Source organism: Fluctibacter corallii (assembly GCF_025751585.1).
Classification (GTDB): Bacteria; Pseudomonadota; Gammaproteobacteria; order Enterobacterales; family Alteromonadaceae; genus Fluctibacter_A; species Fluctibacter_A corallii.
The window spans coordinates 1-13,736 of record NZ_JAOWKX010000014.1 but is presented as its reverse complement, the minus strand read 5'-3'; the positions used below and the strand labels follow the sequence as shown (position 1 = coordinate 13,736).

Annotated in this window: 10 protein-coding genes; 5 read left to right on the top strand and 5 right to left on the bottom strand. The window is 44.1% G+C overall.

The features are described 5' to 3' along the window. Positions 1-157 precede the first annotated feature (157 nt). The gene (locus tag OE749_RS18205) at positions 158-2,395 is read left to right on the top strand and encodes a bifunctional diguanylate cyclase/phosphodiesterase (RefSeq protein WP_263713924.1); all 2,238 of its coding nucleotides are present in this window, start codon (positions 158-160) and stop codon (positions 2,393-2,395) included. An 11-nt stretch (positions 2,396-2,406) separates the two neighbouring features. Here OE749_RS18205 and OE749_RS18200 read toward each other — a convergent pair whose 3' ends face one another. Next, the gene (locus OE749_RS18200; RefSeq protein ID WP_263713923.1) at positions 2,407-3,006 is read right to left on the bottom strand and encodes a uracil-DNA glycosylase family protein; all 600 of its coding nucleotides are present in this window, start codon (positions 3,004-3,006) and stop codon (positions 2,407-2,409) included. Positions 3,007-3,105: 99 nt separating this feature from the next. Between OE749_RS18200 and OE749_RS18195 the strand changes: the two genes are divergently transcribed. Further along, positions 3,106-3,429 (top strand): pyridine nucleotide transhydrogenase, encoded by a 324-nt coding sequence (locus tag OE749_RS18195; protein ID WP_263713922.1) that lies wholly within the window; start codon positions 3,106-3,108, stop codon positions 3,427-3,429. Between the two features lie 46 nt (positions 3,430-3,475). On the opposite strand, the gene sthA is transcribed toward OE749_RS18195, so the two are convergent. Then, positions 3,476-4,918 carry a Si-specific NAD(P)(+) transhydrogenase gene (sthA, locus tag OE749_RS18190; protein WP_263713941.1) on the bottom strand — a complete coding sequence of 481 codons (1,443 nt, stop codon included), beginning with the start codon at positions 4,916-4,918 and terminating at the stop codon, positions 3,476-3,478. A 199-nt stretch (positions 4,919-5,117) separates the two neighbouring features. After that, positions 5,118-6,245, bottom strand: coding sequence for an acyl-CoA desaturase (locus OE749_RS18185; RefSeq protein WP_263713921.1), 1,128 nt, complete (start codon positions 6,243-6,245; stop codon positions 5,118-5,120). A gap of 234 nt (positions 6,246-6,479) precedes the next feature. Here OE749_RS18185 and OE749_RS18180 point away from each other — a divergent pair, with 234 nt between their 5' ends. Together OE749_RS18180 and fabR are read left to right on the top strand one after the other, a co-directional pair. Then, complete coding sequence (locus tag OE749_RS18180) at positions 6,480-9,428, top strand: G8 domain-containing protein (protein WP_263713920.1); 2,949 nt, start codon at positions 6,480-6,482, stop codon at positions 9,426-9,428. A gap of 118 nt (positions 9,429-9,546) precedes the next feature. Then, positions 9,547-10,170: an HTH-type transcriptional repressor FabR gene (gene fabR / locus OE749_RS18175; RefSeq protein ID WP_263713919.1), complete on the top strand. Its 624-nt coding sequence runs from the start codon at positions 9,547-9,549 to the stop codon at positions 10,168-10,170. A 45-nt stretch (positions 10,171-10,215) separates the two neighbouring features. Here the strand turns inward: fabR and trmA are convergent, their stop codons facing one another. After that, positions 10,216-11,313: a tRNA (uridine(54)-C5)-methyltransferase TrmA gene (trmA, locus tag OE749_RS18170; protein ID WP_263713918.1), complete on the bottom strand. Its 1,098-nt coding sequence runs from the start codon at positions 11,311-11,313 to the stop codon at positions 10,216-10,218. Positions 11,314-11,529: 216 nt separating this feature from the next. Between trmA and OE749_RS18165 the strand changes: the two genes are divergently transcribed. Continuing rightward, the gene (locus tag OE749_RS18165) at positions 11,530-12,969 is read left to right on the top strand and encodes a DUF5610 domain-containing protein (RefSeq protein WP_263713917.1); all 1,440 of its coding nucleotides are present in this window, start codon (positions 11,530-11,532) and stop codon (positions 12,967-12,969) included. An 85-nt stretch (positions 12,970-13,054) separates the two neighbouring features. On the opposite strand, the gene OE749_RS18160 is transcribed toward OE749_RS18165, so the two are convergent. Further along, entirely contained in the window at positions 13,055-13,507 is a 453-nt protein-coding gene (locus tag OE749_RS18160) for an RNA recognition motif domain-containing protein (RefSeq protein WP_263713916.1), read from the bottom strand. Positions 13,508-13,736: the final 229 nt, after the last annotated feature.

Here is a 13,736-nt window from a genome sequence, read left to right as displayed (position 1 = left end):
AGGCTGATTCTTTACGGTATAGATAAAGTCCAGACTATTCAAATAATGATCGTCTGCTATAGTAAAGTCTGGGAAGTCAGATTTGAAGATAATCCTAAGTCTTTGCATCTGAATAATAAACACAACTATCAGCTATAGCTGTTGGGTAAACTGTCGTATGCCATCTTCTGAGTATGAAAATGATGAGTTGATTTTTCTCGACGAGGAGCCTGAATCGATTAAGGCCCCTGAGGTCAAGGGTACGTGGAACGTACTGGTTGTGGATGATGACAAAGAAATACATTCGGTCACGCGTTTGGCCTTGTCTGATTTAGAATTAAACAAAAGGCAACTCACCTTTCATCATGCGTATTCGGGTAAAGAAGCCCTCGATATTCTTGCCGAAAAAGGACGAGAAATCGCTGTTATTTTACTGGATGTTGTAATGGAAACAGACAGCGCAGGCTTGCACGTAGCACAAGTTATGCGCGAAGAACTGGAATTAGATGAGCCTCGCATAATATTGCGCACTGGGCAGCCAGGATACGCACCAGAAGAAAGCGTAATAAAAGAATACGACATTAACGACTACAAAACGAAAACGGAATTAACGCGAGGTCGTCTTGCTACCGCGATGATTGCCGCGCTACGTTCTTACCAGCAAATTCGTACCATTAATCTTAATCGGCAAGGGCTGCATAAAATTATTGAGAGCGCCTCTAACTTATTGGAAGAGCATTCAATAAAGGGCTTTTGTGAAGGTGTCGTGATTCAAATCTGTTCCTTTTTAGGGCTGGAAGCGGATGGCGTAGTGTGTGCAAAGGCAAATTCGCTTGTTGAAATAGAGGGGGAGAGTGTCATTGTTTTAGGTGCGGCAGGAGAATACGCGCCATTTATCAATCAACAAATAGAAAACCTTTCTGACGATAACATCGTCTATAACGTGTCGGAATGCTTACGGCGCAAAGAACACATCTACACCGAAGACTTTACGGTGTTGTATATTGAACGGGCTGGGTATGAAGCAGCTGCATTTTTAAAGTGTGAAGGGCAAATTCCAGATACCCATAAAACGTTGCTTGAAGTATTTGTATCGAGTATTAGTGTGGGCTACGAGAATGTAAATCTGTTTCATCAATTGCGCACGGCCGCATTTCAAGATTGGCTCACCCATTTAGCCAACCGTAACGAATTTATTAACATACTTGATGAAGTAAAACGCTCAGACAAACAAGGCGCTGGGCAGGTAGTGGCATTGGTTGACATTAATCACTTTTCTGATTTCAACGATGGATTGGGTCATGATGCGGGCAATATGCTGCTAGTCTCTATTGCGGAGCGATTGGAGGAAGACTTTCCTGAAAATGTGCGATTGGCTCGAATCGGTGCCGATGTGTTTGGCTTAGTAGGCCCAGAGTCACTGATTAACCCTGACACGATTAGTGATATTTTTGCTACGCCTTTTATAGCGGGTGATCATAGTTTACCCGTCAATGCTAACGTTGGGTTTTGTCGACTGCTTGCCGACAAGTGTAATGGAATCACCCTACTCAAACAGACTAATATTGCGCTAAATCGGGCCAAGAAAGAAATCACCTCATGGTACGATTATTACGAGCCAGACATGGAAGAAAAAACCACCTGGCGACTGGGAATGATTCGACAACTCAGAGTAGATTTTGGCGAACGGATCCTTCAGGTGTGGTTTCAGCCACAAGTGGATTTGGTGTCAGAAAAGGTGGTAGGTTTAGAGGCGTTGTTACGCTGGCCGTCTAAAGATGGAGGGTTTATCTCGCCCGCTATTTTTGTACCGTTCGCGGAATACTCTGGTTTGATTATCGATATTGGTGATTGGGTATTAGACGAATCTTGCCGTCATCTAAAAATGCTACACAATAATGGTTTTGCCCATTTACGTGTGGCAGTCAATATTTCTATCCCCCAGTTTCGTAATCCGGGGTTTGTGGCGTCGGTAAAAAATGCGATTGAACGACACGGAATAAAACCCCATTTTCTTGAACTGGAAATTACCGAAAGTGTGGTGATGGATGAACCACAAATCGTGGTTGATGCGCTTAAAGAGTTAAAACAGTACGGGGTAACCATTGCTATCGATGATTTTGGTACAGGGTTTTCGTCGATGAATTATTTGCACAAATTACCCCTAGACCGGTTAAAAGTAGACAGAAGCTTTGTTGAGGAAGTACTCGTGAGCAAAACGGCTTTTATCGCTGAAACCATTGTCACATTGGGCAACAAGCTTGGGCTTAAAACCATTGCTGAAGGGGTAGAAGAGCGGGAGCAGGCAAGTCATATGTTAAAACTGGGGTGTGACGAAGCACAAGGCTACTTGTTTGCGAAACCTATGCCTTACGACGATCTCGTCACGTTTCTGGAAGCTGAGAAAAAAGCGTAAATCATTTGTGCTTATGACGTCACCGCCATGCGTACGGTTTCTTTTAGCGCGGGCAGCACGTCGCGCTCAAACCATGGGTGGCGTTTGAGCCAGATGTTGTTCCTTGGTGAAGGGTGCGGCAGCACAAAATAGCGAGGCAAATACTGTCGAAACTGCTGAACGCGCTCGGTCAGTAAGCGCTTGTCTTGTAAATAGTAGGCCTGTGCATATTGGCCTATCAACAGTATACATGTGGGTTGAATAGCGTTAAGTAACGGGTGATGCCATTTGGGGGCACATTCTGACCTAGGCGGTAAGTCGCCACTCTTTCCCTTACCTGGGTAGCAAAATCCCATCGGTATCAATGAGAGTATCGAGGTATCGTAAAATGTATCGCTGTCTATGCCCATCCAGTCTCTAAGGCGCTCACCCGATGCGTCATTCCAAGGCTTCGTCGTGGCATGTGCTTTACTTCCTGGAGCCTGCCCGATAATCACCAATTTGGATTGATAGCCAGCCGAAAACACCGGGTTTGGAGAATGGGGAAGGTGCGAGGCACAAAGCTGGCAGGCATTTGCAGCGTCAACAATTTGGTTAAAATGTTGATGAACGATTTTTTTACAGCTTGTCATAATCTTGTCATATATTTGTGATCGTAATTTGATTGAAACTTCAAATCTGTGCTACCTTGAAATTATCAGCAATTCGCTGAATAGACAGGAGTAGCATATATGCGTAGCGTTGTGGTTTTCACCTTTTCATTATTATTTGCACATACTGCGAGTGCGCAAAATCCGCAAAATCAACTGTTCGATTGTGTAAACGCCAGCTCGTTTGAAATTAATAGCCAATGTTTGGAAGCAAAAATAAGCCAAAACATTCAATTTCAACATATACAAAGCCAGATTACCGAAAAAGCCAGCATGACCCAAGGCGACAAAGCCATGGCAACAATGACGTTCTACCCCAATGAAATGCGCATTGACATCGTCGCTCATCGAGATGCGCTGGCTACTATCGCGTCAACCACAACATATTTCACAGAAAGCGAGTAAGTATTTTTTGGCCAGTGGTTTTCTCGCCACTGGTTTTATTTAATTGTTAGTCTTTAAAGATCCGGTTTAAGCCATTTAACGCCGCTACTCTGTATGCTTCAGCCATAGTGGGATAATTAAACGTGTTGTTCACGAAATATTCGATGGTATTGGCTTTTCCTGGTTGCTGCATAATCGCTTGACCGATATGAATGATTTCGGATGCTCGTTCGCCAAAACAGTGTATACCCAAAATTTGCATTGTTTCTCGATGAAATAAAATTTTAAGGCTGCCCACCGCGGTATTGGCGATTTGAGCCCGTGCTAAATGTTTAAACTGTGCACGGCCTACTTCGTAAGGGACTTTTTGCTGGGTAAGCTCTTGCTCTGTTTTTCCGACAGAACTGATTTCCGGAATGGTATAAATACCTGATGGTATGTCTTCGATTAAACTGAAGTGACACTTTCCTTGAAGCATGGCCTCTGCTGCAAATCGGCCCTGATTATATGCAGCTGATGCCAAGCTTGGGTAACCGATGACATCGCCGACAGCATAAATGTTGCTAACATCGGTTTGGTAGTTTTTATCAACGGAGATTTGTCCGCGAGAATCGGCTTGAATGCCAATGGCATCCAAATTAAGCATGTCCGTGTTTCCCGTTCTGCCGTTGGCAAACAGCAGGCAATCGGCCTTCATTCGTTTACCCGATTCCAAATTCATAATCACACAATCATCTCGCCCCTCTACAGAACTATACGCCTCCATGTGTCGAATCACGACGCCGTTGTTCCACAAGTGATAACTTAATGCATCAGAAATCTCAGCATCTAGAAATGACAGTAAGCGCTCACGCATATTGACTAGGTCGACCTTGACACCTAGACCTCTAAAAATTGATGCATACTCTGATCCGATAACACCAGCACCATAAATGATGATAGTTTTGGGATCATGATCCAAAGAGAGGATGGTATCGCTGTTGTAAATTCGCGGATGATTAAAATCAATATCCTTCGGGGTGTAGGGGCGAGAGCCTGTTGCAATGGCAATTTGCTCGGCCGTTATTTTGTCTTCTGAACCATTAGGGTAAGTCAGCTTTAGGGTGTGAGTATCAATAAAAGATGCTTCTGCATTGATCACCTTTACTTTGTTTCGTTCATAAAATCCTCCACGGAGGTTGGCTTGTTTACGGATAACCCCGCTGGCATGTTTCAGTATTTGCTGAAAGGTTAAGTGATGATTACGGAACGTGTCAGTAAACAGCGGGTTTTGATTGTATTCAATGAGTCGACTGACTGATTGCCTTAACGCTTTCGACGGAATGGTTCCCCAATGCGTGCATCCGCCACCGACTGAACTGTGCTTTTCAATTACCACTACGCGTTTGCCTGCTTTACTCAGCTGCATTGCGACCCCTTCACCACCGGGGCCGGTTCCGATAACGATGGCGTCATAGTCGTATTTGATGTCAGAGGAAGCGTTTTTCTTATTTGAAGAGGCCACGGCAATACTCACTTAGTTTGGCTATCACTATTTATAAGATTATCAGTTACCTACAGCCTGTCGACTATTGTGCATTATTTTTAATCATCTTGATAATGGCTACGCCAGTACAAAGAGGCGTAGAAAGCCCGTTGTCGGTACAAGAAGTACAAAAAAGGCATCAAATGATGCCCTTTAAAATCTCGCCATAAGTAGAAACGTTTAACTACGCAAACTTGACCGTTAGGTGGTGTACATCTAACCACTTTTGCTTTTGTAGTAAAAAGTTCTGTTTCAACTCTTTGTAACGATAATTGAGCTCTAGGGTTTCATAAGACTGCTTTAGCTGCGCCTTTTTCGCGTTCATCAATGCCTTTTTCGCGTCGTAGTATTCAGCCATTCGCTGAAGAAGTAAGTCGTACTCTTGTTGAAGTGTAACAACCAACTCTTCGGCATTGGGTAGGCAAGATGCTTTTTCCGTTGCAGTACGCATCTGCATTTCTACTTTCGCTTTTTCAATACGCTCTTCAGGGCAGCGACGCAGGTTTTTGGTTAACCCGACATAAGATAATCCACGAATCAGCCATTTTGTTGGATCAAATTGCCACCATTTGATGCCATTGCGGTAGTCGTATTCAAAAATATGGTGGAAGTTGTGGTAACCCTCGCCAAAGGTGAAAAATGCGAGAATCCCATTGTCACGCGCGGTGTTTTGGTCGGTGTAAGGTTGCTTTCCCCAAATGTGCGCTAACGAGTTAATAAAGAACGTAACATGGTGTACGGCAACCAAGCGAAATACCCCAGCCAGCAACAACATGCCCAACACATCGCCATTTAGCCACCCCAAAAACATAGGAATCCCAAAGTTTGACGCAAGCACGATAGTTAAATAATGCTTGTGCTGCCACATTACAACAGGATCGCGTTGTAGATCGCGACAATTTGAATAGTCGCTATATCGATGCGCTTGATATTCTCTTAACATCCATCCTATGTGCGAATACCAAAATCCTTTCTTGGCAGAATAAGGATCGCGATCGTTGTCATCTACATGACGATGATGAATACGGTGATCAGAAGCCCAATGAAGAATACTGTTTTGCAGTGCCATCGCCCCTCCGATGGCAAGTATTACACGTACTACTATGTTTGCTTCATACGTTTTATGTGACCAAAGACGGTGATAACCTGCAGTAATCGACATGCCTGTAAAGTAGAAAAGGGCAATACACGTCAAGATTTCGGCTGTATCAAAGCCGTTAACGAATGCTTCAATCGGCACTGCGACGAAGGCGATCAATCCCGTGATGACGAACACCAATATGTTGGTGATCAATAAAGGCGGTTTTTTCATTTTGTTAATCATTAAACATTTCAGCTTACAACTGTACGCTAATTTAAAGCTTGCTTGCTCTTAAGGCAAGTGGAAACACAGATTAAATCGGCAAAATGCAGATATTCCACTGGATTTTAAAGCTCACAGGCGTTTTCTCTAAATTAACATTTGAATAAATTTTGAATTCCTTCTTTTGGTATGGTTAAGTATCGATCCATTTTATGGATAAATAATTACAATTTAGGAATGGTTATGAAAAAAATAGGTTTTATTTTTCTCGCATACATCTTGTCGTTTCCCTCTACAGCGGCAAGTTACATAAAAGGATACATCGACAGTGCTGCTTACGTCGGCAGTGAGTTCAGAATTCGTGGTTGGGCTTGCCAAACTAGCCACAATACCTCGATTAAAGTACACGTGTACGCTGGTGGACCAGCGGGTACGGGCAGCGCGATAACCTCAGCAGACGCCAACCTTAATAGTGAGCCTGCGGTGGCCAGTGCATGTGGTGCGTCGGGATCTAAGTATCGATTTGACGTTGCGTTACCTCGTGCAAAAGTGTATCAGCACGCCGGTAAAGCGTTGCACGTGCATGGTATTTCGCCAATTGGTTCAGGCAACAAAGTGATTACCAATTCAGGTAAATATAGCCTGCCAACAAGCTTCACCACTGCATACATTGGCAGTGAGATGGCAAAAGGCGATTTTACGATTCCTGCTGGCATTGACGTTGCAATTAACAGCAGTGCTACGGCTAAGTTGGTGCATGTGCAAGGGCGACTATCCTGTGCATCGGGTGCGCAAGGCATATTTAAAACGGAAGGTATTTTGGTTAATGGTAGCGGCGCCACCTTTCAATGTGGTACCAGCTCTAGCCCATTTACTGGCGATTTAACCATAGAGCTCACCGGTGCGCGTAGCGTGTCTTCTCTCACCTCTATGACCAGTTCTGAAATGCTAAAAGCCATTGTATCAATGAATGGTGGGCATATCTCGTTAAACGGTAAAAGCGGCAAGCAAGGGTACAAAATCTTATCGAAAACGGCGTCTGCTGGGAGCCGCACCATTTCTTTGACAAGTTCTAGCAGCTGGCAAGTGGGCGATGAAATTGTGATTGCGCCGACGGGGTTTGACCCACACCATGCGGAAAAACGTACCATCACTGGGGTGGCGAACAGCGGCAGAACAATCACACTCAACTCACCCTTGAGTTACTCGCACTGGGGAACCACTAAGGGCTATTCAAATGGTTCAACAAGTTGGACATTAGACGAAAGAGCAGAAGTGGCTAACTTGACGCGAAATATCACCATCCGTTCTGCAAACGACAGTTATTGGTCGAATCAGCGTATGGGGGCAACGGTTATGGCGATGATGTCGGGCAAAGCAAATATTAACAATGTTGAGTTGTTCCGAGTGGGTCAAGCTGGGCGTTTGGGTCGCTACCCATTCCATTGGCATATTCTCGGCAATGTATCTGGTCAGGCAATTGAAAATACCAGTATTCACGATTCGCAAAACCGTTGTGTGGTGATTCATGGCTCTCAGTATGCGCGAGTAGAGCGTAATACCTGTTACAACCATTTTGGTCATGGCTATTTTCTGGAAGACGGAAACGAAACCAATAATATTATTAGGCACAACTTAGGGATGTTGTCTAAGCGCGTTGATCCTGACTACATGTTGCTACAAAGTGAAGTGGCAACGAAAGATCCTGCGCGTTTTCCGGCGCCTTCTACGTTTTGGGTTTCGCACCCTACCAATGATATCCGGTACAATGTTGCTGCAGGAAGTGAGGGCACCGGATTTTGGATGTCATTTAAGCGAGCCATACGTTGTACAAGCTCAGGCTGCTTGTTGTCTGATGATAACGTAGCAACCCATAAGCCCTCGCGCGCTAACACGCTGTATTTTAGTAATAACACAGCGCATAGCTCAGTGGTGGGTATGACATGGGATGGCGCGTCTCGCAAATCAGATCCAAAACTTAGGTGTGGGCCAAAAACTAAGTTACCGTCTGCGTCAGCGTGTCCTGATGACAACCGTATTCCAACCAGCTCTCATTATGAGCCAAGTTCCAAACCGACTTTCTCTAACTTGCGCGCACACAAAAACTCAATTGCAGGAATCTACATACGTGGCGATGCAATGAAGTTAGACAGAAACGTATTAGCAGACAACATTTGGAGTGGTTGGTTTGCCTTTGACCAAGAGTTGGTGAATTCGCTGGTTGTGGGACAAAGTGCAAATTCTACGTCTTCGGATTTAAGCAATATCGAAGCATTACACAACAGTTACGACACGTACTTTCAGCGTTCACGCAATCTGAATAGTCAATTTACACGCTCAACGATGGCACATATGCGTAACTTATCGGGTTTGAAAATCTACGATGGCCCATTTTTAGCAGACAATGTGTTGTTTGCTGAATTTGCATCATCTACCCAATACTTCAATGGGCAAGATGTCACGCCTGCGGCCATCAGTATGATGGGGGGATCGGGCCGCTATCTAAATTACCTAGGGCGCGTAAGCTTCGACAACTCAGATAACACAACGCCTTTGCGCAAAATTGACATGAATGGTTCGTTATCAGGAAACTGGACAGATCCTTATACCGCTGCGGTACGAGATGTGAACGCGTCTATTACGAATAAGGCGGGTGATTATCTGCTGCATGATCATCCCATGAATTACACGGGGAACTGTCATCGAAATGTGCCTGCATCTCGTGAAGTGATTGCTTGTGATTATGAACTTGGTCATATTCGCTTTGCGGGTGTGAATTACGTTCGTTTTAGCGTAACACGTAAAAATGCATCTTCAGGAGTGGAATACGCGAGCGTGGGACCATTCGCATCAAGCCAATACAGCAACAAGTTTAATGTCATTATGGGCAATACGTATCATTATGAAATAGACGATTACTCACGTAGTGGTTCGAGAACACTTCAATTTTCTAGTCGTAATGCGTCTGACGTATCTCCACTGATTAGTGTGAAGGGTGGCTCTAATTGCTATATCAGTGGCATTTCTAGATTAAGTAATCTGTCTACATTGAAGTCTTCTACGACAGGAGGTTATGTGCACTCAGGCGGCGATCTGTACTTTAAACTCAAAGGCGGGCAGCAAACTAAGAGCCCGAACAGAGATAACAGACTCTCTAAAAACTTCAGGCAATACACGTTGCGCTGTAACTAACATTTACTGTGCTAATTAAAGGGGCGACGCACGCCCCTTTTTTAATGCTGATGCTAGCCAGTGCGATTTAGTTGATATCAAGGTACACTACGCCTGATCAACCCTTTGAGAGATGCGAGTGAACCGTCAACAGCAAAAACAAAAAACCAGACGCGCTATTATTGAAGCTGCATTTGCATTGCTCGACGAGCAACGCAGTATATCGAGTATCAGTTTGCGTGAAGTCGCACGTGCAGCCGGCATTGCACCGACATCTTTCTACCGCCATTTCAGTGATATTGATGAACTCGGCTTAACCTTGGTGGACGAAGGCGGACTTGCGCTTAGGCAGTTGATGCGTCAGGCGCGCACGCGAATTGAGTCAGGTGGCGGCGTGATTAGTACATCGGTCGACACCTTTTTAGAATTTGTTACCGCTAACAGTAACGTATTTCGTTTGTTATTGCGTGAACACACCGGGACATCGCCAGCGTTCCGTGCCGCTGTGCTTCGAGAAATTCAACACTTTACTGAAGAGCTAACCGACTACACCATGACCACAAGTAGTTTACATCGTGATTATGCCAAGCTACAGGCTGAGGCAATGGTTAAGTTAGTTTTCAGTGTGGGTGCTGAAGCGATTGATCTTAATAAAGAGCAGCGTAAAGAGTTAGCGCTAAGGTTGAAGCAACAACTGCGCTTTATTTCTGTGGGTGCGTTGGCATGTTGCAAGGGAACGGCAACAGGAAAGCCCTCAAATTAGTAAATTATTTGAGGGCGTTAGAGGGTATTTATCTGGTTGGATTGTCTACCGCTTTTGTAGATACACGCCACATTCTGCATGGTGGGTGTAAGGAAATTGATCGAATAATGCAAACCGCGTAATTGTGTGGGTTTGCGTGAGCGTTTCTAGATTCTCTAATAACGTATCTGGGTTACACGAGATGTAGACGATATTGTCGTACTCTGAAACCATTTTCACCGTATCAGGATCTAACCCTGCTCTGGGAGGATCCACTAATACCGTATTGCACTGGTAAGTTGAAAGTTCCGTTCCCTCAAGGCGCTTAAATTCGCGTTCTCCCTTTGAGGCTTCTACAAATTCCTCGCTCGACATCCTCAATATTTTAACATTGCCGATCTGGTTCTTCTCAATGTTAAACTGCGCCGCATTAACCGAGGCTTTGGATATTTCGGTGGCCAATACCTTGTCGAAATTTACCGCCATGGGTAGGCTAAAGTTACCTAAGCCGCAATATAACTCTAGTAAATCGCCTGAGTTGTGCTTGGTAGCATCTAGCGCCCATTCAATCATTTTGCAATTAACAACGGCATTGGGTTGCGTAAAGCTATTTTCGATTTGTTTAAAATAGTAAGGACGACCGTTAATGGGTAACGACTCAATCACATAGTCTCGCGATAATGTGATCTTTTGTTTTCGTGCTCGACCAACGAAATCGATCTTATATTTTTCACTGAGGGTCTCTTTTAGGGCTTTAACTGCCGCTTCCCAGTTGTCGTCGAGCTGTCGGTGATAAACCAGCGTTACTAAAATTTCGTCGCTAAGGGTGCTGAGATAGTCTATTTGAAACAGCTTGCGCCTAATCGTGTCATTCGAGCGTATGTGGGCGAGCACATCTTGCATAACATTATTTATAATTTGGCTGGCTGCCGGAAAGTGATCGACGCGGTATTTTTCTTTGGTCTCTTTATCGAACATGATGTGATACAAGTCATCCCCATCATGCCACACTCTAAATTCTGCGCGCATACGATAATGCAAAGACGGTGAAGAGAATACCTCTAGCTCTGGTGGTTGCAAATGGGCAAAACGGGTTGTTAAAGCGTGTTGCTTTTTTGCTAATTGCTCTTCGTATAGGCTGGGATCTATGTCAGTCACTCGCATATGTTTGCACGGCTCGCTCAATCTTAAAAAGGCGGGATTGTAAGGGATTTATCCCGTTTAGCAATTATAATAGTCTTACAAGGGCATTATGTCTGCCGCGAAACGCGTTTGGTGTGCTCTATTATTGGGGGCTCGGAAGGCTTGTGGATAAGCAAAAAAGACTAAATATTCGACATGCGCGGCCGATAACCTTAACGAGGTTAGAGGGGTTTTATTATGAACATTGGCGACATTAAAGCGTTTATGAGGGATAAGCCTGATATGGCGAATCCTAATCAGGAATTGCGCAGACAGTTACAAGAGACAGGGCTCAATCAAGCCATGTCTGGCATTCGTAATCAATCATCGATTAGTGTGATGAGTTCTCAAACCACGATTGGTATTCGTGTATATAGTAACTCACTAAACCAATCTTTGGTTGTAAATAACGAAAGGCCAAATTTTTCTAAGCCCGAGAAAGATAACAAAAGTATGTTTGATTTCGAAGAGGTGGCAAAGAACGTACTTCGCTTTGTCGGCGGCGTAATCAATAAAGCGGCATCAAGTGGCGCAGATAAAGGTGCGCTGTTGGATCTGTTTGATCAAGCTCGCTCGGGTGTTATGAAAGGCATCCAAATGGCAGAGAAAGATCTTGAAGGGTTCATGAATGACGAGATTAAAGATGGCATAGCCAATAGCCGTTCTCTCATTGAAGATGGAATTCGAAACTTAGAGCGCAAATTATTAGGAGATGATAATCCGCAACAAACCGATGGCGATCGCTTGGCCGTATCTGAGAGCGTGTCAGCATCTAGCCTGCAAAAAGGCGACTTGGTGATCCGCACGGCTGATGGCGATGAAGTGTCTATTGCGTTTGAAGACTTCAAACGATTTGAGCAGAACAAGCAACTTTTACTTGAGCGTGGCTATGCACAACCAGTAGAGCCAGATCAACCCAACACTGAGTCAGTGGCGCAGCCTCAACAGGCGAGTAGTGCGGCTCAGAATAATGATGACGTATTGGCTGATACCCGTGATGAAAATGCTAAAGATGCTCAAGACAGTAATGCGCAGCAGACTGGAAATCAGCAGTCAGCGAGTAATGCCCAACAAGCTTCATTGTCTCAGTCTATGCAATATGAATACTTCGAGAGTAGTTCGCTTTCATTCTCTGTTAAGGGAGAGTTAGATGAAGACGAGCTTAAAGCGATTGGTAATTTAGTCTCTGACGCATCCGATCTTGCAGATGACTTCTTTAATGGTGATATTGAAAGTGCCTTTAATAAAGCATTAGAGTTAGGATTTGACGAGCAGGAGCTAACCGGGTTTGCGCTTCAGCTAACACGCCAAGAAAAAGTAGAGGTGGTGAAAGCTTACGAATCAGTCTCGCACTTTAGTGATGACATGAAAGATGTAGACGGACCTGCCAAAGCTGCAAAGCCAATCAGCCAATATTTAGAGAAAATGCTCGATGTAATGGAGCAATCTAAGGAAAAATTGGAAGATGCGAGCTATTACGAGAAGATGATTAATGGCATCGTGAATGAAATGCAGGATGTAAGTACGCGAGATCTTTTGTCTGCGATTAATCAGTTCCATGAGTTTAATAAGCGCTTGCTTGATAACTTACCAATCAAACCTCTGGCAGCTAAAGACAGCGCAGAAGGTAGTGAGTAGACGCACACAAGCCTCACTTCTCTCTATATAAAGAAAAGGTCATCGAATGATGACCTTTTTTGTGGGTTCCGGTTAGCCAAGAGAATTAAGCGGTTTCTGCCTTTTCTCGTGCAAGCCTAACTTTAAGCGTTCGTTCCTGGAATTCAGAATCGTTTAACGTTTTAATGACGTGATCTGCATCCTTACTATCCATTTCGACAAATCCGTAACCTTTGCGCTTACCAGTGCGACGATCTTTCATTAATCGAACAGAATGTACATTGCCAAGCTCTGAGAAATGCTCTTTTACAGCTTGCTCATTCGCTCTATAAGGTAAGTTGCCTACATATAATGTAGTGCTGTCTACTGCTTTTGTACCTGTTGATGTACTTTCCTCTTTTGAAACGAGGGAAACAATAAGAGGAATAAGAAGGCCGCCAATTAGTACACCTATAGCAAAGGCACTATTTGATGGAAGCAACTCCGAAGGAAGGAAGAATTGGCCTAGAAGAGCCAGTATCGTGGAAAGAACTATATATATAATGACCGATGAGTTCATTTTACTACCCAATTTTTTGTAATGTTATAAGAATAGTTTACTTCGCTATGGTACTCATTTAAGAGCGAATAGCCAAATATTGTTCGTTCAGCAGACGAATTTGTATTGTATTTAATCAATATAGCGCGTTTTGACTGTTATTTGAGCGTTTGATTCATTTATTTCAAAAAAGGTATTGACGAATTTTCTAAAGTCCCTAAAATGCGCGCCTCTTCTTACGGAGACGCCG